At 61.7% G+C, this 23,725-nt stretch carries 23 protein-coding genes; 9 read left to right on the top strand and 14 right to left on the bottom strand.

The features are described from left to right. Together Q7V20_RS13000 and Q7V20_RS13005 are read left to right on the top strand one after the other, a co-directional pair. A partial coding sequence (locus Q7V20_RS13000) for an STAS domain-containing protein (RefSeq protein ID WP_304791656.1) occupies positions 1–397 on the top strand: 397 nt, incomplete at its 5' end. A 23-nt stretch (positions 398–420) separates the two neighbouring features. Next, positions 421–1,278 carry a universal stress protein gene (locus Q7V20_RS13005; RefSeq protein ID WP_304791659.1) on the top strand — a complete coding sequence of 286 codons (858 nt, stop codon included), beginning with the start codon at positions 421–423 and terminating at the stop codon, positions 1,276–1,278. 229 nt (positions 1,279–1,507) lie between these two features. Here Q7V20_RS13005 and Q7V20_RS13010 read toward each other — a convergent pair whose 3' ends face one another. Together Q7V20_RS13010 and Q7V20_RS13015 are read right to left on the bottom strand one after the other, a co-directional pair. Beyond that, positions 1,508–2,080, bottom strand: coding sequence for a hypothetical protein (locus Q7V20_RS13010; RefSeq protein WP_304791662.1), 573 nt, complete (start codon positions 2,078–2,080; stop codon positions 1,508–1,510). 36 nt (positions 2,081–2,116) lie between these two features. After that, positions 2,117–2,827, bottom strand: a complete 711-nt coding sequence (locus Q7V20_RS13015) for a helix-turn-helix transcriptional regulator (RefSeq protein ID WP_304791665.1) — start codon at positions 2,825–2,827, stop codon at positions 2,117–2,119. A gap of 86 nt (positions 2,828–2,913) precedes the next feature. Here Q7V20_RS13015 and Q7V20_RS13020 point away from each other — a divergent pair, with 86 nt between their 5' ends. The 3 genes from Q7V20_RS13020 to istB all read left to right on the top strand — a co-directional run bounded on the left by Q7V20_RS13020 (position 2,914) and on the right by istB (position 5,847). Then, on the top strand, positions 2,914–3,213 hold the full coding sequence (locus Q7V20_RS13020) for a helix-turn-helix domain-containing protein (RefSeq protein WP_304791668.1): 300 nt from the start codon (positions 2,914–2,916) through the stop codon (positions 3,211–3,213). Between the two features lie 270 nt (positions 3,214–3,483). After that, positions 3,484–5,031 (top strand): IS21 family transposase, encoded by a 1,548-nt coding sequence (istA, locus tag Q7V20_RS13025; protein ID WP_304791671.1) that lies wholly within the window; start codon positions 3,484–3,486, stop codon positions 5,029–5,031. Positions 5,032–5,097: 66 nt separating this feature from the next. After that, positions 5,098–5,847, top strand: coding sequence for an IS21-like element helper ATPase IstB (gene istB, locus Q7V20_RS13030; protein ID WP_304791673.1), 750 nt, complete (start codon positions 5,098–5,100; stop codon positions 5,845–5,847). Positions 5,848–6,293: 446 nt separating this feature from the next. Here istB and Q7V20_RS13035 read toward each other — a convergent pair whose 3' ends face one another. The 6 genes from Q7V20_RS13035 to guaB form a co-directional block, all read right to left on the bottom strand. Beyond that, positions 6,294–7,205, bottom strand: a complete 912-nt coding sequence (locus Q7V20_RS13035; protein ID WP_304791676.1) for a nucleotidyl transferase AbiEii/AbiGii toxin family protein — start codon at positions 7,203–7,205, stop codon at positions 6,294–6,296. After that, positions 7,198–7,956 carry a type IV toxin-antitoxin system AbiEi family antitoxin domain-containing protein gene (locus tag Q7V20_RS13040; RefSeq protein WP_304791678.1) on the bottom strand — a complete coding sequence of 253 codons (759 nt, stop codon included), beginning with the start codon at positions 7,954–7,956 and terminating at the stop codon, positions 7,198–7,200. The genes Q7V20_RS13035 and Q7V20_RS13040 overlap by 8 nt, the downstream gene beginning before the upstream one ends. Before the next feature lie 148 nt (positions 7,957–8,104). After that, positions 8,105–9,382 carry a tyrosine-type recombinase/integrase gene (locus Q7V20_RS13045; RefSeq protein WP_304791681.1) on the bottom strand — a complete coding sequence of 426 codons (1,278 nt, stop codon included), beginning with the start codon at positions 9,380–9,382 and terminating at the stop codon, positions 8,105–8,107. A 220-nt stretch (positions 9,383–9,602) separates the two neighbouring features. After that, positions 9,603–11,183, bottom strand: a complete 1,581-nt coding sequence (gene guaA / locus Q7V20_RS13050; protein ID WP_304791684.1) for a glutamine-hydrolyzing GMP synthase — start codon at positions 11,181–11,183, stop codon at positions 9,603–9,605. A gap of 22 nt (positions 11,184–11,205) precedes the next feature. Continuing rightward, positions 11,206–12,423, bottom strand: coding sequence for an MFS transporter (locus tag Q7V20_RS13055; RefSeq protein WP_304791687.1), 1,218 nt, complete (start codon positions 12,421–12,423; stop codon positions 11,206–11,208). Positions 12,424–12,449: 26 nt separating this feature from the next. Next, a complete protein-coding gene (guaB, locus tag Q7V20_RS13060) occupies positions 12,450–13,922 on the bottom strand; it encodes an IMP dehydrogenase (RefSeq protein ID WP_304791690.1) in 1,473 nt (490 codons plus the stop codon). Positions 13,923–14,050: 128 nt separating this feature from the next. On the opposite strand from guaB, the gene Q7V20_RS13065 reads away from it, so the two are divergent. Next, positions 14,051–14,578, top strand: coding sequence for a DUF4124 domain-containing protein (locus Q7V20_RS13065; protein ID WP_304791693.1), 528 nt, complete (start codon positions 14,051–14,053; stop codon positions 14,576–14,578). A gap of 16 nt (positions 14,579–14,594) precedes the next feature. Here the strand turns inward: Q7V20_RS13065 and Q7V20_RS13070 are convergent, their stop codons facing one another. Both Q7V20_RS13070 and Q7V20_RS13075 read right to left on the bottom strand, forming a co-directional pair. Then, on the bottom strand, positions 14,595–14,951 hold the full coding sequence (locus tag Q7V20_RS13070; protein WP_304791695.1) for an RnfH family protein: 357 nt from the start codon (positions 14,949–14,951) through the stop codon (positions 14,595–14,597). Further along, positions 14,938–15,420: a type II toxin-antitoxin system RatA family toxin gene (locus tag Q7V20_RS13075; protein ID WP_304791696.1), complete on the bottom strand. Its 483-nt coding sequence runs from the start codon at positions 15,418–15,420 to the stop codon at positions 14,938–14,940. The genes Q7V20_RS13070 and Q7V20_RS13075 overlap by 14 nt, the downstream gene beginning before the upstream one ends. Positions 15,421–15,459: 39 nt before the next feature. Here Q7V20_RS13075 and smpB point away from each other — a divergent pair, with 39 nt between their 5' ends. The 3 genes from smpB (at position 15,460) to dnaB (ending at position 18,527) form a co-directional block, all read left to right on the top strand. Continuing rightward, on the top strand, positions 15,460–15,924 hold the full coding sequence (gene smpB / locus Q7V20_RS13080; protein WP_304791697.1) for an SsrA-binding protein SmpB: 465 nt from the start codon (positions 15,460–15,462) through the stop codon (positions 15,922–15,924). Between the two features lie 86 nt (positions 15,925–16,010). After that, complete coding sequence (locus Q7V20_RS13085; RefSeq protein WP_304791701.1) at positions 16,011–17,003, top strand: LLM class flavin-dependent oxidoreductase; 993 nt, start codon at positions 16,011–16,013, stop codon at positions 17,001–17,003. 90 nt (positions 17,004–17,093) lie between these two features. Further along, complete coding sequence (gene dnaB / locus Q7V20_RS13090) at positions 17,094–18,527, top strand: replicative DNA helicase (protein WP_304791704.1); 1,434 nt, start codon at positions 17,094–17,096, stop codon at positions 18,525–18,527. On the opposite strand, the gene Q7V20_RS13095 is transcribed toward dnaB, so the two are convergent. The 4 genes from Q7V20_RS13095 to lpxB form a co-directional block, all read right to left on the bottom strand. Continuing rightward, complete coding sequence (locus tag Q7V20_RS13095) at positions 18,528–20,981, bottom strand: AsmA family protein (RefSeq protein ID WP_304791707.1); 2,454 nt, start codon at positions 20,979–20,981, stop codon at positions 18,528–18,530. A 95-nt stretch (positions 20,982–21,076) separates the two neighbouring features. Further along, positions 21,077–21,922: a TrmH family RNA methyltransferase gene (locus Q7V20_RS13100; RefSeq protein ID WP_370652464.1), complete on the bottom strand. Its 846-nt coding sequence runs from the start codon at positions 21,920–21,922 to the stop codon at positions 21,077–21,079. 3 nt (positions 21,923–21,925) lie between these two features. Next, complete coding sequence (rnhB, locus tag Q7V20_RS13105) at positions 21,926–22,489, bottom strand: ribonuclease HII (RefSeq protein ID WP_304791723.1); 564 nt, start codon at positions 22,487–22,489, stop codon at positions 21,926–21,928. Between the two features lie 58 nt (positions 22,490–22,547). Beyond that, on the bottom strand, positions 22,548–23,708 hold the full coding sequence (gene lpxB, locus Q7V20_RS13110; protein WP_304791709.1) for a lipid-A-disaccharide synthase: 1,161 nt from the start codon (positions 23,706–23,708) through the stop codon (positions 22,548–22,550). Between the last annotated feature and the right edge of the window lie 17 nt (positions 23,709–23,725).

The raw sequence follows: 23,725 nt of genomic DNA on the forward strand, positions 1-23,725 counted from the left end.
CACGCATGACCTGGCCAAGGGCGTGTTTGTAGGCGTGCTGCTCAGTGGCATCTTCTTTGCAAACAAGGTGGGGCGGATGATGCGCGTGGCCTCCAGCCAGCAAGACGATGGACAAACGCGGGTCTACACCGTCACAGGCCAGGTGTTCTTCGCGTCAGCCGAGAGCTTTGTGAACAGCTTTGACTTCAAGGAAGTGGTCAAGCAGGTTCGCATTGATGTGAGCGTTGCGCATTTCTGGGACATCACTGCGGTAAGTGCGCTGGACAAAGTAGTGCTCAAGTTCCGCCGCGAAGGCGCACAAGTCGAGGTGATTGGTCTCAACGAGGCCAGCGCCACGATGGTGGACCGCTTTGGCCTTCACAACAAGGCAGGCGCCGAGTTGCCCATCGGTCATTGAACGTCAGAAACTGGAGAACGAACATGAACACCATATTGGCTTGTGTCGATGAGCAAGGCAGTCCCATGGCCGTGTGCGATGGCGCAACGTGGGCTGCGACGATCTTGAAATCCCCTTTGACCTTCTTGCATGTCATCGATCGCCATCCCGAGAAGGCTTCGCAATTGGATTTCAGCGGTCAGATCGGACTGGGCGCCCAGGAGAACTTGTTGCAGGAGCTGAGCCAGCTCGATGAGCGCAGAAGCGTCCTGGCCCAGGAGCAAGGCCGCCAGCTACTCGAAGGAGCCCGCGCACGCGCCACCATGCAAGGAGCTTTGTCGGTTGATGCTCGGCAGCGCCATGGCGAGTTGGTGGACACGCTCATGGACCTGGAAGCGGACGCAAGCCTGATCGTGTTGGGCACGCATGAGCACAAGGCATGGACGACCAAACGCCATCTGGATCACCACGTTGAGCGCGTGATTCGGTCTGTGAAGCGGCCGGTGCTCGTGATCCCGCAGACCGCCTTTGTTGCGCCGGGTAGCTTTGCCGTGGCCTACGACGGCAGTGCGGCGGCCAGCAAAATGGTTGAGGCTTTGGCCAGCAGCCCTCTGCTCCAGGGGCTGTCCTGCCACCTTGTGCATGTCGGCGCCGACACGGCTGGCATGCGCAGCGAGGTGAGCCGGGCCAGCCAAGTTCTGACCGACGCTGGATGGACAGTGCAGACAGCCATCGAAAACGGCGAAGTAGAAGAGACGTTGTCCCGCTACGTCGCCACCCATCATTTGCACCTGGTGGTGATGGGTGCCTACGGCCACACACGCATCCGGAATTTGATCGTGGGCAGTACCACGACCACCATGCTCAGGAGCAGCGCAGTGCCCGTGCTGGTTTGGCGCTAGAGTTCTCATTTCCCCATCCCACGGCTGCCGCCGAGCGGCAGCAAGACTCTTGTGCAGCTTGACGATGGCCTTCTCCATCGACCGTACGGGAACTCGTCGGTCTGATCCGGCAGACGTTCACGCCGTCTGTGCTACCGGGTCAGCATCCAGCCGAAGACAGTCATCGTCGGTCGCCTTCATGGAGCACCATTGCAGCGGCCTTGCTTTGGTATGCCCACGGGCGTGACGCTCAATTGGCTGGGTTTGAAGCTGTTGCCATACGACCTACAACGCCAACCTGCTTCAGCAAGCGCCAGGGGGTGATGTGAACCTTGCTGACAAACCAGATTGAAGTCAGCCAGAAAGCGCACACCATTATCAGACCCAGGCCCTGCTTCCAACCAGGTGCTGAGCTGCTTGAGATCGCAATGCAGCAGACCGCGCTGACCACACTCAGAAGAATGGCGTAGATCCAACCAACGGCAGGCATGAGCTGATCTGGCGCAATCTTGGCCTCGCGCCGCTTGATGCTTAATTGGCCAGCATGGCGCAGGGAGCGGATCTCCTCATCAGTCAAGCCATGCTCAGTCTTGATGGCGATGATGTGAGTACGGATCGACCGATTGGCGAAGAAGCCGAACCGGTAACGAAATAGGTACTCATTGTCGATGGCCCGTTCATCCAGCTCGGCCGACGACGTGGTGGCCAGGAACATCTTGATGGAGTCGGGCGCATTGATCTCGATGTAATCCCGCCCTGATATCCGGCTGTAGTCCCCGAGGTTGATCTGAACATCATCGCGCGGGGTCGTATTCGTGGTCATGAGAGTGAGTGTGAAGGATCAGTGATGAATGGACTGTCACTTTTTTGAGCGAGGGGCGCGGTGCTCCAGGTAGTCCCGCCCCGCGACACGCTGGCCCTTGCCCACATTGACCTGCACATGTCCATGGTCGTTTGAGCTTGCACCAGTGACTGCCGCCAGCTTGTTGATCGGCCTGCGTGCCTCGAAGTGGGCCACCGCAGCAGCCAGCAGGTTGCGCCGTTGAGCAACGGGGTCTGCGGTCCAAAGGTGGCCGTTGTACAGCTCGACGGCCAGGTCGAGATCCGCATCGGGAAGCGCAATGCGCTCCAGCAGCGCTGAAAAATCCTTGTCGGCAGCAGCCGCACTCAACTGGCCCTCTCGAATCAAGATCATCAATGCCTTGGCGACAGGATCACCGTCGTTGATCGCCGACTTAGCCACTGCGATTTGAAGTCGAATCGCCAGGAAGAGATCTTGGCGAATCCCTGCGCCGCCTGTCATGGTCCCTTCACCCGTCATCAGCCAGTCGATAGAGACGCCAAGCGAATGGCGCACACCCATGAAGAAGTCCGGGCCTGGACGTTTGACCCCCCTCGCGACCTCGCTCATGAAGCCGGTGGACAGACCGAGTTGCTTAGCCAAGTCGGTCTGGCTCAACCCTGCATGGCTGAGTACTTGGTTGATGCGCGCGGGAAGGCCCCGCCACTGTTCGGCGCAAGCCTCTTGAGTGGCCGAAACGGCGGTCCCATCTGGCGGAATATCTCTCATAGGATGTATATTTATCGCATTAGCGTGTTAACTGCGTTCGCTAACGACAATTTACTCTCTAATTAAAGGCGTTCACGAGCCGCACCATGGATGCACTTGAAATTAACTACCGTCTCAAGCGGGCCGGCCTTAGCCAGACGGCCATCGCGCGCGAGCTGGGCGTGTCTCAAAGCGTGGTGGGCAACGTGATCCACAACCGCATCACGGCGTTCGAGGTGGCCAGCTACATCGCTCGGGCGCTGGGTGAGGAACTCACCGCCCTTTGGCCTGACCGCTACACGTTCAAGCCGCGCGGCCGACGGTCCGCATCACGGCGGGCGGATGCCCAGGTGACCCCATGTGCCGAAGGCGAGGCCGAACAGGATCGAAGGGAGGGGGCGCCATGACGTAACCCACACGCAAAGGCGTGGGCTGAGATCCGCGCTGCTTCATTTGGCCTACGGAAAAGCAAACGGCCCATCAGCGGGAACTGAGGGGCCGTTCAGGGCGGTTTGACCTTTTGAGGCGTCAACCCGCATTTTGCTGATCCTCTGGACTGCCGTCAAGTCAGGCGCGCAGTCGGCCATTCCATTTTTGTGTTTATCGCAGACGTGCCCCGTCCCCTGCGACGGAACGGTGCGCTCGTTTGCACATCACGGAGAACTGGCCGACATGCTTTGGCCGGTCACCTCATGGTCAATCGGAGAATCGACATGCGACAGATTCGGCAGGTGCTGAGACTTGCCCACGAAACGGACCTCAGCCAGCGAGCCATCGCCCGCAGTTTGCGAATATCCAGGGATTCGGTGCGTGACTACCTGATGCGGGCAGCGGCGTTGAACGTGCGCTGGCCGCTGCCCGACGAGATGGACGACGCAACGCTGGAGGCCAGGTTGTTTCCAACGGCCGCCTTGCAGCTGATCCGCAAGCCGGACCCAGACTGGTCTGTGATCCACGGGCAGCTCAAGGGCAAAGGTGCCACCTTGAAGGTGCTTCATGAGGAGTACGCTCAGGACAACCCCCACGCCCTCAAACTCAGCCAGTTCTGCCATCGGTTCCGGGCTTGGCAAAAGTCGCTGAAACGCTACCTGCGTCAGACCCATGTGGCTGGTGAGCGGGTGTTCGTGGACTACGCTGGTCCAACGATGGAAATCGTGGACGTGCCGACAGGAACGGTGCGCACCGCCCAGATCTTCGTGGGCGTCATGGGCGGCTCAAGCTATACCTATGCCGAAGCCCACTGGTCACAGAAGCTGCCCGACTGGATTGCCGCCCATGTGCGCATGTTCGAGTTCTTTGGCGCCGTCCCTCACGTCATCGTCTGCGACAACCTCAAGTCAGCAGTGACCAAGGCAAGCCGAACCGAGCCAGAGATAAACGCTACTTATCAACACCTTGGAGAGCACTACAACTGCGTGATCATTCCGGCACGGCCCCGCAAGCCAGGAGACAAGGCCAAGGCCGAAGGCGGGGTGCTACTTGTGGAGCGCTGGATTCTCTTCAGACTGCGCAAGCGCCGCTTCACCAGTCTGGGAGAGTTGAACGAGGCCATTCGGCAGTTGCTCGATGACCTGAACCAACGTCCCTTCCAGAAGCTGCCTGGTAGCCGTAGAAGCACGTTCGAAAGTCTGGACTTGCCGGCCATGAACGCCCTGCCGCTGCGGCCGTTTGAGTGTGTCGAGTTCTGGCGGGTGCGAGTGGGTCCCGATGGCTTCATCAATGTTGATGGTCGTCCGTACACAGTGCCGCGCGCGCTCACGAGGCAGGTGATCGAGTTGCGCCTGACAGCCAACGTGATCGAACTCTTGCATGGAGGCCGTCGCGTTGGAAGCATGCCCAGAACGCCTGGTACCGAGCCCGTAGTCGATCCGGCCCACCTCACACCGACAGAGCGCTACTTCGCGACATGGACCGCAGACATCGAGCTTAAGTGGGCTGCGGCTTCAGGGCAATCCACACATGAGTTTCTAGCTGCGAGGCTTGCGGAATGCTCGCACAAGGAGCAAGGCTACCGAGTCGCCGGCGCCCTGAAAAAGATTGAGCGGGAGGTAGGCAGTGCGCGCCTGGACGCGGCCTGCAAGGTAGCGATCAGCCATGGCGCTCGCGCCATCAAGAACATCCGTTCGATCCTGACCCACGGCCTGGATTCGTTGCCGCCGGCCGGAACTGTTCAGGAAGCAGCCTTTGAGCACCCAAACATCCGTGGACCAGGCTACTACCACTGATCCACCGCATTGCCGTACAGCGGCGGCTGCAACCACACACAACATCAAATTGAAAGAGATCCCATCATGATGACCAACGACACTCTGCGCAAACTCAACGCCCTGAAGCTCTTCGGCATGGCCCACGCCTTTGATGAACAGCTATCCAGTCCATCAATGTCGCACCTGAGCTTCGAAGAGCGCGTCGGCCTTGTCGTCGATCAGGAACTGACGTTCAGAGACAACCGGCGCTTGCAACGACTGCTCAAGGCGGCCAAGTTACGCGAGTCGGCCGCCTGCATGGAAGACATAGAGTACCGCGTGGACCGTGGGCTCGACCGGGCCGAGATGGCTTCGCTTGGGCTATGCACCTGGGTCACCCGTGGCATGAACCTGATCATCACTGGCGCCACGGGAAACGGTAAGACCTGGTTGGCGTGCGCACTGGGCAATCAGGCATGCCGCCACGGCCTTTCTGTAAGCTTCCAGCGCATATCGCTATTGCTCGAAGAGCTGGCGATCTCTCATGCGGATGGCACCTTCAGAAAGCGCCTGGACAGGCTAGCCAAGGTTGATCTTCTGATTCTGGATGACTTCGGCATCAACACGCTTACCCCGGTCGGTCGCAGCGACCTGTTGGAGGTGATCGAGCAACGCACTGGAAGTCGGGTCACCCTGGTGACGAGCCAACTTCCCGTTGACCGCTGGCATGACTATCTGGGCAGTAGCAACCCAACGGTGGCCGACGCCATACTGGACCGCCTGGTCACTGGGGCAGAGCGGCTCGTGATCAAAGGCACCACGTCGATGAGGGCGGGACGCAAGAGCAAGAAGTGAAGGCTGGCCACTTCATCCACCACCGAAGTGGCGGTTTTGAACCGGAATCGCTGGCCTTGATCGGATCGGAATAGGTGGCCTCTGCCAGAACGGAACGAGTGGCCGCATTGAACCGGAACGGCTGGCGGGTTTGGACTGGATTAGATGGCAGGGTCGGTCCGGAATACGCAAGCTGTACGTCGCACTGTCTCCAGAGCCCCGGTGACACACCGACGGTACGCCTTGGAGTCCGCCTCGACCCACTCTACGTCGTAGTAGAACGTCTGAAGGAATTTCAGCGCTAGCTGGGCCGCTTTGCTCTGATGGTTGACCCACAGTTCGTGGAGCTTGCGTTGCGTGTGTACAGGCCGCACTGGAAGCGACCGGCGTGCGCGAGACGCGTCGTCGCCCTTGCTCGAAAGCCGCCGCAGGCGACTGACGGTTCTTGGCCACCTGCGACACGGCAACTACAACAATTCGTCCAACCTCTTTGCTTGGCTTTCAAAGTCTTCAGGACGCCGCTCTTTGAACGTCTGAAGGTTTGCCAGCTTCCAACGAAGGGCCGGCAGTTCCGCCGCATGTGGGCAGGCGAGCAATGACCAGTCGGGTTGTGCTTGTGCCAGGCCGCTCAAAAACCGCCTTTGCGCAGCAGTTAACCGCTGAGGCAACTCTCTGCGCAATCGGGCTCTGGCAGCCAAAAGTGTTTCCAGGCTGACAGGCTCCGTTGTCATGCCAACGAAGTTGTTGTGGTACTCCGCCTCAATGTTTTTTTCATTCCCAAACAGCACCTCATGCGTTGGTCGGTTGTGCCCGGCCAGATATGTCACAAAGCACTCAACCGCAGCATCCGTGAACTCGCCTGATTCGAACATCTGCCACACGTCGAACAAGTCCCGTGGATGCTGACGATCCATGGCTGCTACCAACTTGCTGCCATAGAGTTCCGCCCTGGCCAACACTGGCAACGACACTTCGGCACTGAACATGTCAGCTGTCTTGGGCATCAGGGGGCGCCTCTCAATCGGCAACACCGTGCCTCGGAACACCACGTTGACCTCGACCTTCACCTGACTGTCGTCGTTCTCGATCAGGAGCTTGGTCTCAGCAAGGTCCTTGCTCCGCACCTTGCGTGCGTTCAGCCCCAACTTGGTCGCCCTGGCTGCAATGGCCTCCATTTCACTCGCGACTTCGGTGAGGGCTTGCTCTCGCGGGGTGGCCCATGGCGTGTAGACCACGTCGATGTCAACAGAGAGGCGTGGCATGTCCATCACGAAGAGGTTGATGGCCGTGCCGCCCTTCATCGCAAAGATGTCGTTGGCAAATACATCAGGTGCCACCTTCAGGAGGAGGCGCACAGTATCCGCGTAGACCTTATCCATGAGGTTTGAGTGTCAACAAACTGCCGTCCTTCATGCGCGACATCCAGCGCTTGTCGCTCCCGACAGGCAGCGTGTAGCGTTGCAAGAATTCGTCCACATCCACCAGGCCCGTTTCGCGAGACCAGGCCAGAAACAGGCGCACAGTTTTGACACTGGTACAGCACGCCAACAAGTGGCCCAGCATGTCTTTGCGCAAGTTCCGCAGGCCATCAAACAGGTTGCGTGCCTCTTCCAGACCTTGACGCGTACCGACGTCATAGAGCATTTCCAACAGCGCGCGCTCCGGCGCCGACACCAGCAAGCCAGGCGGCAGTCCCGGTGGCGTGATGAGGCTTTTCTTAGCCAAGCCCTCATCCGCCCACTCAAACAACCGTGCCGAGGCATACCTCGCTGGAAATCGGGATGTGAACCAGTCTGGCACGGCGAAACGCACATCACCCCACAGCACCCATTGCTCTCGTGTCGAGAGGTTGTGCCTGACCCCTTGCAAAGCCAGCGCCGTCTTGCCGCCCACATGCAGGCCCGTCACCCTGCTCTGTAGCAGTTTGATCGAGCCATGTACGTTCACGTCATCGCCCGGGAAGGCATAGACACCCTGCGCAAGCCGTAGCAGCCACCCGCTTTCAACGTAGTGGGCAGCCAATGTGGGGGAGATGCCCAAGCGCTCCAACTCGGCCAGCCCGAAGGGGGCGCCACGGGGCATGTCCGACTGAAGCCGCCTGAGCAAAGAGTGTCTTGGATTTCCAGCCATGCCATAAAAATATCACAAATTCCAATCAACCAGAAAACATTGATTGAATTTGACACCAAAACTCAAACAAGACTTAACTTTTTCCTCGATATCAAGGCAAGGCGAACACCAACAACATCTGCACTCTCTCCGCCCATCCATCCCACCATCAGGCAACCGACCTCAAACCAACAGGCGTCGCCTTGCTACCTCTGATCCAGTCGTCCACCATCTCGGCCCAGCTTTGCAACATGGCCCGCCGCTGCTCGGCGTATTCCGCCTTGTTGTAGACCGCACGTACCCCTTTCTGCTCGTGCGCCAGGCACTTCTCGATCCAGTCGGTGTTAAAGCCGGCCTCGTGTAGCAGGGTTGATGCCGTCCTGCGCAGGTCATGCACGCAGAAGTGAGGGAGATCCATTCCGTCCTTCTGCGCCTTTTCCACCGCCGCCGTGATCACACGGTTGAGCGTTGCCTCGCTCATCGGCTTGTCAGTCTCATACCTGCCGGGGAGCAAATAAGGGCTGCTTCCAGCACAAGTTTTGAGGCCGACCAGCAGATCGAGCGTCTGGCTGCTGAGATAGACCACATGCGCCCGCCTGGCCTTCATCCGCTCCGGCGGAATCGTCCAAGTGGCCGCGTCAAAGTCCACCTCTTTCCAGGTCGCCAGCAACAATTCGCCTTTGCGGCACATGGTCAGCAAGATGAACTTCACCGCCAGTTTCAGCGTGGGCAAGGTCCCTAGAGTGTCCAGCGCTGAAAAGAACTGGTGAATCTCCCCAGGCGTCAATGCGCGCTCCCTGGGCTTGAAGGTGGCAATGGCCGAGGCCTTCACAGCTTCAGCGGGATTCTCGATCTTGAGCCCCCTGGACATGGCGTGCCGGTACACCTGTTGGATGACCTCGCGCACATGAACTGCCGTGGCTGGAGCACCGCGCTCCTTGATCTTTTCGCACAGCGCGAGTACCTGGCTGGACGTGATCTCCTCCAGTTTGCGTTTGCCGAACTTGGGCAGCACATCACGATCCAGGATGCTCTTGCGCATCGCCGCCGTACTGTCCGCGAGGCCGCCATTTCGCAACCAGATGTCTGCGAAGAACTCGAAGGTGCCTGACTCCTGGCATTCCTTCTTGGCTTCAGATTTCACACGCGCTGGCGACTCCCCTCGGCTGACCATGTTCTTCGCTCTGGCCAGCAGGTCGCGTGCGTCAGCCAGCGAAAGCGGATCTCCGTACTTGATGTCCTCGGGGGCCCGCTTAGGCTGCGACGCCTGGAACTCATCGTACTGCCCCAGTGTGAGCGTCTCCCGCCGCCCCGCGAGCCGGTAGTCATAGCGGAAAGTTAGCGTTCCTTTGAGGGAGACGACGACGTACATCCCATCACGGTCCACCACCTTGTAGACCTTGTCCGTGGGCTTGAGGTTCTTGAGTTTGGTGTCTGTCAGTGCCATTGGGTAACCCCTCTCTTACCTTGCATCGCTTACCGTCAGAGCATCAAGACGGTAAGCAATCAAAGATCAATTGACTCAAAAAATCAACCGTCTTCCGTGCCGACAAAAACCTCGGGATGTCATGAAACCTCATGGGACGTCAAAAACAAAAAAGCCCTTGAAGATCAAGGGCTTAAATGCATTCATGAGACGTTCTGGGACGGAGTGAACCGTCTTCAAATCATTCCCACTCGATCGTCGCAGGCGGCTTGCTCGACACGTCATAGGCCACGCGGTTAATACCTCGCACCTCGTTGATGATTCGGCTCGATACCTTCTTGAGCAGGCTGTAAGGCAGCTCAGCCCAGTCAGCCGTCATGAAATCGCTGGTCTGCACGGCACGCAACGACACCACGTATTCATAGGTACGGCCATCGCCCATCACGCCCACGCTCTTGACCGGCAGGAACACGGTGAAAGCCTGGCTTGTCAAGTCATACCAGGACTTGCCCGTGGCGGGATCGATCGCCGCACGCAGCTCTTCGATGAAGATGTGATCAGCACGCTGCAGCAGCGACACAAACTCGGGCTTGACCTCGCCCAGCACACGCACGCCCAAGCCCGGGCCCGGGAAGGGGTGGCGGTAGACCATGTCAGCGGGCAAGCCCAGGGCCACGCCCAGTTCGCGGACCTCATCCTTGAACAGCTCGCGCAAGGGCTCCAGCAGCTTGAGGCCCAAGGTTGCAGGCAAGCCGCCCACGTTATGGTGGCTCTTGATGGTCGCCTTCTTGGAGTGGGTGCCACCCGACTCAACCACATCAGGGTAGATCGTGCCCTGGGCCAGCCACTTGGCGTTGACCAGTTTCTTGGCCTCGGCCTGGAACACTTCAACGAACTCGCGCCCGATGATCTTGCGCTTTTGCTCTGGATCAGCCACGCCCTTGAGGTGGCCCATGAACTGATCCTGGGCTTGTACATGCACCACCTTGGCATGCAGACGGCCCGCGAACATGTCCATCACCATCTGGCCTTCGTTGAGACGCAGCAAGCCGTGGTCCACGAACACGCAGGTCAACTGATCGCCAATGGCGCGGTGGATCAGGGCGGCGGCGACGGATGAGTCAACACCACCCGACAAGCCCAGGATCACCTCCTCGGTACCCACCTGCTCACGGATGCGGGCCACCGCCTCGTCAATGTAGTCGCCCATGATCCAATCACCCTTGCAACCAGCAATCTCACGCACAAAGCGTGTCAGCATCGCGTGGCCTTGCACGGTGTGCGTCACCTCGGGGTGGAACTGCACGGCGTAGTAACGCTTGGCTTCGTTGGCCATGCCCGCGATGGGGCAGCTGGGCGTCGATGCCATCAGCGTGAAGCCATCCGGCAAGGCAGTCACCTTGTCGCCGTGGCTCATCCAGACCTTGAGCATGCCGTGGCCATCGGCCGTGCTGAAGTCTTCGATGCCATCCAGCAGCTTGGTGTGGCCTTGCGCGCGCACCTCGGCGTAGCCGAACTCGCGGTGATCGCTCCACTCCACCTTGCCACCCAATTGCACGGCCATGGTTTGCATGCCGTAGCAGATGCCCAGCACGGGCACGCCCAGGTCCCACACGGCTTGCGGCGCGCGCAACTGGTGGTCTTCGTAGGTGCTGGCGTGGCTGCCGGACAGGATGATGGCCTTGGGCGCAAAGCTGCGGATGAATTCATCCGTCACATCGTTGGGGTGGATCTCGCAATAGACCTGGGCTTCGCGAACACGGCGCGCGATGAGCTGGGTGACTTGAGAGCCGAAGTCAAGGATCAGGACTTTGTCATGCATGGTGAAATCTCGGAAAAATCAATCAGACCACGGTCGCTGGGCTGCCCTGCACGCGGTGGTGGTTGCGGCTGAAATAGCGCAGGCCAATGATGGCCGCGACGCCCTGGATGGCGGCGCAAAGATAGAACGGCGCCCCCACGCGCCAGTCGCCTTGGGGATAGTGGGACACCATCGCCAGCAGCGGCGTGCCCAACAAGGGGCCGAGCACGGCCGCCACGCTGTTGATGGACGACACGGCGCCCATGCTTTCGCCCTGGCGGGTTGGGTCAACGGCGTTGGAGACCAGGCTTTGAAGACCCGGCTGCACCATGTAGCCAAACACATTGGCCACCACGATCACGAAAATCATCCACCCCACCGGCACCAGGCCATAGCCCGCGAACGCGATGGTGGACGAAACCAGGCCGAAGATGACCAGCCGGTGCAGCGGGATGTATTTTTGCACCACGCGCATCAAGCCACCCTGCACCAGCACCGCCATGCCACCCACAGCCAACAGCGACAAGCCATTGTCCATCGGTGTCCAGCCGAACTTGAACTCGGTGTAGAGGAACCAGCAAGTGTGCAGACAGAACTGCGCCAGGATCGACAAACCCATGATCCACATCAAGGTCTCGACGCCCTTGAGTTCCTTCAAGCGAGCCAGCGCGGTGAAAGGATTGGCCTGAGCCAGTTCAAACTTGCGGCGCTTGTCCAGCGGCAGAGATTCGGGCAGCACGAAGTAGCCATACAGGCAGTTCAACAGCGACAGGCTGCCCGCCAGCAGGAATGGCCAGTGCAGATCGTAGTTGCCCAGCGTGCCACCCAGCACCGGCCCCAGGATGAAGCCCAGGCCGAACATGGCACCCAACATGCCGTAGTTCTTGGCGCGCTCTTCCGGCACCGTGATGTCGGCCACATAGGCATTGGCCACCGCGATGTTGGCGCACACGGCACCACCCATCACGCGCACAGCCAGCAGCATCCAGAACTCGGAGGCCAGCGCCGTGACGAAGAAATTGATGCCCATGCCCAGCAGACCCAGCAGCAGGATGGGCCGCCGACCATAGCGGTCGGACAGCGCCCCCAGCACCGGCGCGCTGAAAAACTGCGCAATGGCGAAGGCGGCCTGCGCCGCACCATAGGCCACCGACGTGCTCGCACCCGAGGTCATGAACGACCCGATGAGCTTGGGCAGCACGGGGGCGATGATGCCGATCGACATCATGTCGAGCAGCACCGTCACCATGATGAAGGGCATGGCCGCCCTGCGGCCTTGGGCGCCCATCACTCCATGCGGTAGTTGGGCGCTTCCTTCGTGATCTGCACGTCGTGGACGTGACTCTCGCGAATGCCAGCGGCCGTGATCTCGACGAACTCGGCCTTGTTGCGCATGTCTTCAATGGTGGCGCAACCACAGTAGCCCATGGAGGCGCGCAAGCCGCCCGCCATCTGCGTGACGATGCTGATCATCGAGCCCTTGAACGGCACACGGCCCTCAATGCCCTCGGGGACCAGCTTGTCCGCGTTGGGGTTGGTGGTTTCGTCGTTTTCCTGGAAGTAGCGGTCGGCCGAGCCGGCCTTCATGGCGCCAATCGAGCCCATGCCGCGGTAGCTCTTGTAGCTGCGGCCCTGGTACAGGATCACTTCACCAGGTGCTTCTTCCGTGCCCGCGAACATGCCGCCCATCATGACGGTGCTGGCACCGGCGGCGATGGCCTTGGCGATGTCGCCCGAATAGCGGATGCCGCCGTCGCCAATCAAAGGCACGCCGGTGCCTTGCAGCGCCGTGGCCACATTGTCGATGGCCATGATCTGGGGCACGCCCACGCCAGCAATGATCCGAGTGGTGCAGATGGAGCCAGGGCCGATGCCGACCTTGACGCCATCAGCGCCTGCTTCGACCAGGGCCAAAGCCGCTGCGCCAGTGGCGATGTTGCCGCCGATCACGTCGACTTGCGGGTAGTTTTTCTTGACCCAGCGAACCCGCTCGATCACGCCTGCGCTGTGGCCGTGGGCCGTGTCGACCACCAGGGCATCGACACCCGCGCGAACCAGCAGCTCGACGCGCTCTTCGGTGCCCTCGCCCACGCCGACCGCCGCACCCACGCGCAGCTTGCCGTGTGAATCACGGGCCGCGTTGGGGAAGTTGGTCTGCTTGGTGATGTCCTTGACGGTGAACAAGCCCTTGAGCTCGAACGCCTCGTTGACGATCACCACGCGCTCCAGCTTGTGGTGGTGCATCAAGGCCTTGGCTTCTTCTTTCGAAGCGCCATCCTTGATGGTGATCAGCCGCTCGCGCGGGGTCATGATCTCGCGCACCGGCACGTCCAGGCGGGTCTCGAAGCGCAGATCGCGCCCCGTGACGATGCCCACGACGCGGCCATCATCCACCACCGGGAAGCCCGAGATGCCGTGTTGCTGCGACAACGCGATCACATCACGGACGCGAACGCCGGACGAGATCGTGATCGGGTCACGCAACACGCCAGACTCGTAACGCTTGACGCGCGAGACTTCCGCAGCTTGTTGCTGAGGCGTGAGATTTTTGTGGATGATCCCGATACCGCCTTCCTGGGCGATCGCGATCGCCAGGCGGGCTTCCGTGACCGTGTCCATGGCGGCAGACACCAGGGGCAGGTTCAGGGTGATGTTTCGAGAAAGACGAGTGGCCAGCGACGTGTCACGGGGTAACACTTGTGAAAACGCGGGCACCAGCAGCACATCGTCGAATGTGAGTGCTTTACCAAGCAGGCGCATGAACAGGCTCCAGACGCAAAAGCGGATTATACGCGCAGTACCGGTGGGCTGTCGAAGCGGGGATTTACCGTGACGAATGGGCGTTTTCGCGGCCATTGCAGGCGCGAAGCCGGACTAAACTCCGCGTCATGAAAAGCACCAGCCCTCATTCCGCCCTGCTCACATCCTTGATCCTGGCCAGTTTGGCGCTGGTCGCCACGCCTGCCAAGGCAGGAACCCAGTGGAAGTGGAAAGACGCCTCGGGCGCCACTCAATACAGCGACCGCCCGCCTCCGGCAGGCACCCCTGAAGCCAACATCCTTCAACGGCCCAATGCATCAAGGACCTTGCAGTTGGCCAGGCCTGCATCCGAAGTTGATGCAGCCGCCTCGGCCGCCAAGCCCGCAGCCACGGCCAAAGCCCCTGAGTCCGAGCTGGATGTGAAGCGCCGCAAGGCCGAAGAAGAAAAAGAAGCTCAGCGCAAGGCCGAGGAAGAGAAAAATGCCAAGGCCCGCGCCGACAACTGCACGCAAGCCCGCAACTACCAGCGCACGCTCAACGATGGCATCCGCATTGCCCGCACCAACAGCAAGGGCGAGCGCGAGATCCTGGACGACAAGGGCCGCGCCGAAGAGCAACGCCGCACGCAAGAAGCCATCGCCAGCAACTGCAAATGATGGCTTGAGCTGCCGCCTAGTCTGACGGCTCGGGCACTGAGCGCGTTTGAAGGCGGTTGACGCCCTTCCTGGGCAGCTTCTCGCCATGCGCCCGGTACCTCACACGCCGAGCCTCTTTCGGATCAACGATCAGGCCACGGCAGACCTCAACCCGATCACGGTCTTGCAAGACATGCTCCAGGGTGGTCTTGCGACCCCAGATGCCCACACTCAGGCCCTGCGCCTGGGCCATCAAGCCACTGCCCAGCAAGGCGTCCTTGACGCAACTGCCCAACGGCAAGGTCAAGGCTTTCAGCTCGATCTGCCTAGGCCCTGGACTGAACACCACCTCGATGCGAATCAGGGCGTCCGGGGTGGGCTCAACGGGGGCCATAGACCTGCTCGGCCCGTTTGACGAAGGCATCGACAAAGGTGTTGGCGATGCGGTCGAACACGGGGCTGATCACCAGGGCCAGGGGCCTGCTGGAGAAATCGTAGCTCAGTGAAAACTCAACCTTGCAAGCGGTGGGCTCCGGCAACGACTCACCTGGCGCTGGGGCGGGCGAACCAGGCTTTTGCAGGGGCGTGAACTTCCAGGTGCCCTCCAGCTTGGAGAAGGGACCATCCACCAGGCGCATGTGGACTTCGCTGGACTCGATGTTGGTATTGCGCGTGGTGAAAGCCTGCTTGATGCCGGCAAACGCGATGTGCAGGCGCGCGGTGACACCATCGTCGTGCTGCTGAAGCACTTCAGCGCGTTCACACCAGGGCAGGAATTGGGCGTAGTCCTCGACGGCGGTCACCAGCGCGTACATTTCGCGGGGCGAATACCAGAGCAGGACGGACTTGTTGACTTGCTTCATAGAATGCCGCCATTTTAAGGACGCTGTATCCTTCTGACCATGACGATTGCCGAAAATAGAAAAGCCCTGTTCAATTACCACATCGAAGAACGTTTCGAGGCGGGTGTGGTCCTGGAAGGCTGGGAAGTCAAGGCGATCCGCGCGGGTCAGGTGCAGTTGACCGATGGCCACATCATGATCCGCAATGGTGAGTTGCACCTGATCGGGCTGCGCATCAACGCGCTGCGTTCCGCATCCACCCACGTCAAGCCCGAGGCGGACCGCACCAAGAAATTGCTGATGCACCGCGCCGAGATCCGCCGCCTGGTGGGCAAGACCGAGCAAAAAGGCTACACCCTGGTGCCACTGAACCTGCACTTCAAGGGCAGCTATGTGAAAGCGGAAATCGCCCTGGCCAAGGGCAAAGCCGAGCACGACAAGCGCAACACCATCAAGGACCGCGAGTGGGAGCGGGAAAAGGGCCGGATGATGCGGCACAAGGTTTCATCCAACCCCAAGGATTGATGAGCCAGCAGGCATCTCAATGCAAGGCCTGGGGTCTATGCCGCACCGCTCAAGCGCCCGGCCCATGAAGCGGCAGACTCTGCCCCATGATTCCTTTTTCCATCCTTGATCTGTCGCCCATCACCGAAGGCAGCGACGCCGCCCAGTCTTTTCGCAACACGGTGGACCTGGCCCAGCATGGTGAACGCTGGGGCTACCAGCGCTTCTGGCTGGCCGAACACCACGGCATGCCCGGCATTGCCAGCGCCGCCACCGCCGTCCTGATCGGACATGTGGCGGGCGCCACATCCACCATCCGCGTGGGCGCGGGTGGCATCATGCTGCCCAACCATTCGCCACTGATCATCGCCGAGCAGTTTGGCACCTTGGCCTCACTGTACCCAGGCCGCATCGACCTGGGCCTGGGCCGAGCGCCCGGCTCCGACCAGGCCACGGCCCGCGCCTTGCGCCGCAACCTGGGCTCGGATGCCGACGAATTCCCGCAGGACGTGGTCGAGCTGATGGACTACTTCTCCTCCGCACCCAAGCAGCCTGTGCGCGCCGTGCCAGGCATGGGGCTCACCGTGCCGGTGTGGATACTTGGATCCAGCCTGTTTGGGGCACAACTGGCGGCAGTGCTGGGCTTGCCCTATGCATTCGCCTCTCACTTTGCGCCGGCCCAGATGCTGCAGGCCGTGGCCATGTACCGGGCCAACTTCAAGCCATCGGCGCAGTTGAGCAAGCCCCACGTCATGCTCGGCTTCAACGTGTTCGCGGCCGACACCGACGAAGAAGGCGCCTTCCTGGCCACCTCCATGCAGCAGGCCTTCGTCAACCTGCGCAGCGGTCGTCCATCGCGCCTGCAGCCCCCGATGGCGGGTTACGCGGACCGACTGGACCCCACGGCACGCGCGATGCTGGACCAGGTGCTGTCTTGCACCGCGATCGGCTCGCCCGACACGGTGAGCGCCGCGATCAAGCACTTCATCGATCGCACAGGCGCTGACGAATTGATGATCACATCCCAGATGTTTGACCATGCCGCCCGCTTGCGCTCTTACGAAATCGTGGCGGAAGTCCGGGGCGTGAAGGCGGTTTGAACTTATCCACGCTGATCCCCAGCATTTCCCCCGCTTATCCCCAGAGTTGCCCACAGGCAGGCGACGGCACCGCCCGTATCATCTCCCCCCATGTCTGCTGTATTCCCCATTCCCTTTTCCGCCTCGGACGCCTCTGCTTCGCTGAGCTCCGATGAAGTTTCTCGCCTGCGGGTGCCGCCCCACTCCATCGAGGCCGAACAAAGCGTGCTGGGGGGCTTGCTGCTGGACAACAGCGCCTGGGACCGGGCCGCCGACCTGCTGGCCGAAGACGATTTCTACCGCCATGAGCATCAGCTGATCTTCAAGGCCATCCACCAGATGATCAACGCGTCCAAACCGGCCGACGTGATCACGGTGTACGAGAACCTGCAGAACCTGGGCAAGTCCACCGACGTTGGCGGCATCGCTTACCTCAACGCCCTGGCGCAGAGCGTGCCGAGCGCGGCCAACATGCGCCGCTACGCCGAGATCGTGCGCGAGCGCGCCGTGCTGCGCAAGCTGGTCACCGCCAGCGATGAGATCGCCAGCGCGGCCTTCAGCCCACAAGGCAAAGCCGTGTCGGCCATCCTCGACGAGGCCGAATCCAAGATCCTGAAGATCGGTGAAGAAGGCAACCGCAACAAGCAGGGCTTCCATTCGATGGACAACCTGGTGGTCAGCCTGCTGGACCGCGTGCAAGAGCTGGCCGACAACGGCGCCGAAGACGTGACCGGCGTGCGCACCGGCTACATCGAAATGGACAGCATGACGGCCGGCCTGCAAAAGGGCGACCTGATCGTTCTGGCGGCGCGTCCTTCCATGGGTAAAACGGCCTTTGCCTTGAACATCGGCGAGAACGTCGCGGTCAATGAAGGCCTGCCCGTGGCCGTGTTCTCCATGGAAATGGGCGCCTCGCAATTGGCACTGCGGATGGTCGGCTCGATCGGGCGCATCAACCAGCAAAACCTGCGCACCGGGCGCCTGAGCGACGATGAATGGGGCCGCCTGAGCGAAACCGTCGACAAGCTCAAAAGCGCCAATGTCTTCATCGACGAGACCGCCGCCTTGTCGCCCAGCGAACTGCGCTCACGCGCACGCCGCCTGGCGCGCCAGTTCGGAGGCACCCTCGGCCTGATCATCGTCGACTACCTGCAGCTGATGAGCGGCTCCGGTGGCAACGAAGAAAACCGCGCCACGGTGATCGGCGAAATCTCGCGGGGCTTGAAAGCCCTGGCCAAGGAATTGCAATGCCCGGTGATCGCGCTGTCGCAGTTGAACCGAAGCGTTGAAACCCGCCCCGACAAGCGCCCCATGATGTCCGACTTGCGCGAATCCGGCGCCATTGAGCAAGATGCCGACGTCATCATGTTCATCTACCGCGACGAGTACTACAACAAGGAATCGAAAGAGCCGGGCGTGGCCGAGATCATCATCGGCAAGCAGCGTAACGGTCCTGTGGGCACCGTCAAGCTGGCCTTCGTGAAATCCAACACCCGGTTCGAAAACCTGGCGCCAGGCAGCTACAGCAACAGCAGCGAGTACTGATCAACGGAACAGGCCCTTGAGCTGATCCTTCAGTTGCTTTTCAAGCGATCCAGCGGGCTTGGCGGGCGCACTTGCACCGGACGCGACGGGTGCCGCCGCACCACCCAGGCCCAGCCTGGCCTTCAGCTCGTCTTCCAGCCGGGACTTGACCGTGTTCTGCAGGGCCCCCACGGCCACCTGCGACCAGGCGATCTGCCAGTCGGGTGCGTCAAAAGGCCCTTTCAGCTTGACCGGCACCGTGAGCCCGTTCAAAGCATCTGCACCGCCCTGCCCCTTGCTCGTGCCGGTGACCGTCGCGCTGACGGTGTAGTCCAGCTGGCGCGCCACCAGGTTGATGTCGCCACGCCCGCCCAAACGCAGGAAAGGGCTCTTGGCCGCCAGATCGTCGTTGCGGGCCACACCGTTGGTGATCTTGAAGGTGCCCGTCAGTTCGGTGAAATCGGTTTTCTCGGATTGCGATGCGCGCTGGACCGCATCAGTTTGACCGGACAACTGCGCCTTGAACTCACGCAAAGACTTGGCCAGGTTGATGCCGCGCACCGCGCCATCGCGCAACTGCAAGGCGGCCGTGCCATTGAGCCCAGCCACCAGTTGCGATACCTTGGCGCCGCCCGTGTGCACATCGAGTTTGACTTGGCCGGTGCCCTCCAGCACATCCTTCTGGGCCACGTCTTTGAGCATGGCCAGGATGTCGATGCCGTCGGCCTGGGCTTGCAAGGCCATGCGCTGCGGCGCGGCATCGGCCGAGCCACTGGCGACCACGCGCCCACCCCAGGCTTTGGCCGACAAGTTGGACAGGTTCAGGTGCCCCTGGTCCAGGGTCGCGTTCAACTCGGCATCGGCCAGCTTGTATTGGCGGTAGACCAGCGTGCCCGCGCTGAACTTGAACTGGCCATCGATGGCCTTCAAAGCCCTCAGATCAACAGGAGCATCAGCCGCGGCACCTGCGGACTTGGCTGGTGCCGAAGCCACCCCACCGGCAGGCGCTGGCAGCAAGCGGTTCAGGTCCAGTGCCGTGAAGCGGGCCTGGGCCTGAACTTTCGGCACACCCTGGCCCAGCTTCGCTGTGCCGTCGGAGGAGAAGGGGTTGTCATTGACTTGCCCCTTCAAGGCCCACTGCGCGGCCCCGCCCGGTGCCATGGCAGCCCGGCCGTCCATCTGAATCACCAAAGGCTGCAGCGAGGGCTCCTGGATGCGGGCCTGCAGGTGCAAAGCCTCCAGCGCGCCAGCTGCCTGCGCCGGTTGTGCCGACACATTGGCGGACAACTGGCCAGCCACCTCGCGCTGGCCCCCCTGCCCCGCCATGCTCACCTTGAAATCAACTTTCAGGCCCGGCACCTTGATCGCCGAGAACCCACCCGTGGGCGACTGGCTGGCGAACTGCGCGTCCACCGCCATGGGCCCAGCCAGCTTGAACTGCCCTTGCAGCGGGCTGCCCTTGAGCTGATCGCCCTTGACGTCCAGCTCCGGCCAATCCAGCTTGAAGCTCACCGCATGGCCCTCCTGCTGGCCCGTCAAGGCCACGGCCAACTTGCTCACGGCCATCAACTGCTGAGCGGGATCGTAGGCAAAGACATCGACGCTGACGCGGCTCTTGTCCAGCACCAGGGCAGGCTTGCCCGGCTGCCCACCGACCTGCCCCGAGACCTCGGCCACCAGCGTGCTGGCCTTGAGCGAGGCATGCTCGCCATCCCAGGCCACCGCGCCTTCCAAACCCGCCTGCAAGGCCCGCACGCCCGGCACATCGCCCTGCAAAGCCAGCTTGATCTGATCAACATCGGCCGAGCCGGTGGCCAGCCTGGGCGTGATGCGGAAAGCGCCCTTCAAGGCGCCTTTGGCAGCCTGTGGCTGGCTCAGATCGAAGGCCAGGTCCAGCTTGACGTCCGAGGGCACCCCATCGGCCAGGCGGCCACTGCTCAGGCTGTTCACCGTCAAAGCACCCGTCAGGCCGGTCTTGGCATCCTGCACCTTGGCCTGCACCTGCGCCAGCTGGATGCCCGCCACATCAAACTGCAGGGGATCCGACGGCGCACCTGGCTGCTGCAGTTGCTCGTCTCTCTTCAGCAAATCGTCGATGTTGGAACGGCCTTGGGCATCGCGCCAATAGCTCATCCGCACACCCCGTGCGCTGACCTGGTCGATCACCAGTTGCCGCTTGAGCAAGGGCATCACATTGACCGACAACTCCACCTCGTCCACGGCCAGGAACTCCTCGGCACGCTGGTGTTCGCTCAGGCTCACCTTGGCCAGCTTGAGCCGCAATTGGGGGAAGATTTTCAATTCCATGGGCGCACCGATCACCAGGGTGCGCTGCTTGTTCGTTTGCACCCAATCGGTCAGCAAGCCCTGGTAACGGTTGGGATCAAAGGTGGCCAGCAGGTAGGCCGCCACGCCCGCCACGCCCAGTACCACCACGCCCAATGCCAGGGCCAGACGACGCATCCAAAGCTTCATGGTTGGTTCTTCACTCGATCCTCAAGACCACGATTTGATGCCAGATCTATGCCGCAGGACAGGCCCAAGGCCCCATGACCTGCTGATGATCAAGGTCAAATGCCACCTGACCGGCGGCGCAATGACTCGTAAAGGCAAACGGCCGCCGCAGCAGCCACATTGAGGGACTCCTCACCGCCGGGCTGAGGAATCGACACCGTGTGGGCACACAGCGCCATGACTTCCGCCCCCACACCTTGCCCTTCGTGCCCCAGAACCCAGGCGCATGGCTCGGGCAAAGGTGCGCGGGGCAGTTCATGGTCCGCATGGGAGCTGGTGGCCACCATGGGCACCTGCAAACCCGCCAGGTGCTCAGGCAGGGCCTGTTCTACCAGGTGCAATGCGAAGTGGGCGCCCATGCCGGCCCGCAGCACCTTGGGTGACCACAAAGCGGCCGTCCCCTTCATGGCCACCACCTGCGACACGCCCAAAGCCGAAGCGCTGCGCAAAATGCTGCCGACATTGCCGGCGTCCTGCACGCGGTCCAGCACCACCGTGGGCACGCCCGCACGCACCTCTGCCTTGGCCTGGCCATCGCCCAACCAGGGCGTTTGCACCAGGAAACCCAGGCGGGCCGGTGACTCCAGCCCGGTGAAAACCTTCCAGATCGACTCGGGCAGCACCACCACCTTCTCGGCCTGGCGCGCCAGCGTCGTCAGCTTGTAGGCCAGTGGGTCGCCGCCATTGCCCAGGCCATGCTCGCCAAGCCAGGCGGTGTCGGCGACCACCGCCACAGCAGCCTTCTTGCCCCGCGCCAGGTAGGCCGAGCACAGGTGATCCCCCTCCAGCCACACTTCGCCCAGCTTGCGGTAAGCGGCTGGATCCTGGGCCAGCTTGCGCAGACGCTGCACCAAAGGGTTGTCACGCGAGGTGATCAGTTGAACCACGGAGGGCATCGCCATCGATCAGGCCTCTCGACTCAGCACTGCCTTGACCGGTGCGAAGCTGCGGCGATGCGCGTCGATGGCACCATGCTCGCGCAAGGCGGCCAGGTGGTCGGCCGTGGGGTAGCCCTTGTGCTGGTCAAAGCCATACTGCGGATGCGCTTCATGCAATTGCACGCACAGGCGATCACGGTGCACCTTGGCCAGGATGGACGCCGCTGAAATGGCCTGCACCTTGTCGTCGCCTTTGACAATGGCTTCGGCGGGCACCTTGAGCACAGGAATGCGGTTGCCATCGACCAGCACCAGGCCCGGCTTGAGGCGCAGGCCTTCTACCGCGCGCTTCATGGCCAGCATGGTGGCGTGCAGGATGTTGAGCTGGTCGATCTCTTCGACGCTGGCTTCGGCAATGCAGCAGCACAGCGCCTTGGCCCGGATCTCGTCAAACAGGCGCTCGCGCTGGCGGGCCGTGAGCTTCTTGGAATCGGCCAGGCCTTTGATCGGTTGCTGATCATCCAGAATGACGGCGGCGGCCACCACAGGGCCCGCCAGGGGACCGCGCCCGGCTTCGTCCACGCCCGCCATCAAGGTGGCCACCTGCCATTGCAGGCCCAATTGCTGCGGTTCGGTGGGCTGCTTCGGCTTAGGCACGGCGACCGTCCTCCAGGATTTGGGCGATGGCCTCGCTGGCACAACGGGCGGTGTCACGCCGCAAGGTGTGGTGCAGCTCGATGAAGCGTTGACGCACCGCCAACACCTTGGCCGGGTGGTCCAGCCAGTCCAGCACATCGGCGGCCAACTGCTTGGGGGTGGCCGCGTCTTGAAGGCGCTCGGGCACCACGAAGTCTTTCAACAAAATGTTGGGCAAACCCACCCAGGGCAGGTAACCCAGGCGCTTCATCAGTTGCCAGCTCAAGCCACTGACACGGTAGGCGATCACCATGGGGCGCTTGAACAGCGCGGCCTCCAGCGTGGCCGTGCCGCTGGCAATCAAGGTCACGTCGCAGGCGGCCAAGGCCTCGTGCGAACGGCCCTCCAGCAAGTGGATGTTGGCATGGGGCGCGTACTGGGCCACCAAGGGCAGCACCATGTCCCGCAAGCTCGGCACCACGGGCATCACGAAGCGCATGTCGGGCCGCTGGTGGCTCAGCTCGGTCACCGCCTGCAAAAACGCGGGCGCGATGTGCTGGATCTCGGAGCGGCGACTGCCTGGCAACACCGCCAGCACCGGTGCATCCTGTGGCAAGCCCAGGCTCTGGCGGCTGGCCTCGCAAGGGGGCTCCATCGGGATGGCGTCGGCCAGCGGATGGCCCACATACGTGGCCGGGATGTTCTTGGCCGCGTACAGCTCGGGCTCGAAGGGGAACATGCACAACATGTGGTCGGTGGACTGGGCAATCTTGTTGATGCGTTTGCCCCGCCACGCCCAGATCGACGGGCTCACGAAATGAACCGTCTTGATGCCTTGGGCCTTCAAGCGGGCTTCCAGCCCGAAGTTGAAATCAGGCGCATCGACACCAATGAACACATCCGGGCGTTGGGCCAAAAGGCGGTCACCCAGTTGCCGACGGATGCCGGAGAGCTCGCGGTAATGGCGCAGCGCATCGACAAATCCGAAAACGGACAGCTTCTCACAGGGCCACCAAGCTTCGAAGCCCTGTGCCGCCATGCGGGGGCCACCGATGCCCATGGCATTCAGCTCGGGCCAGCGAGCCTTGAGACCGCCCATCAGCAAGCCGGCCAGCAAGTCACCCGACACTTCGCCAGCCACCATGGCCACCTTGGGCGCAGCAGATCCACTCATCAACACGGCTCCAGGGG

It is taken from the genome of Aquabacterium sp., assembly GCF_030652515.1.
Classification (GTDB): domain Bacteria; phylum Pseudomonadota; class Gammaproteobacteria; order Burkholderiales; family Burkholderiaceae_C; genus Aquabacterium.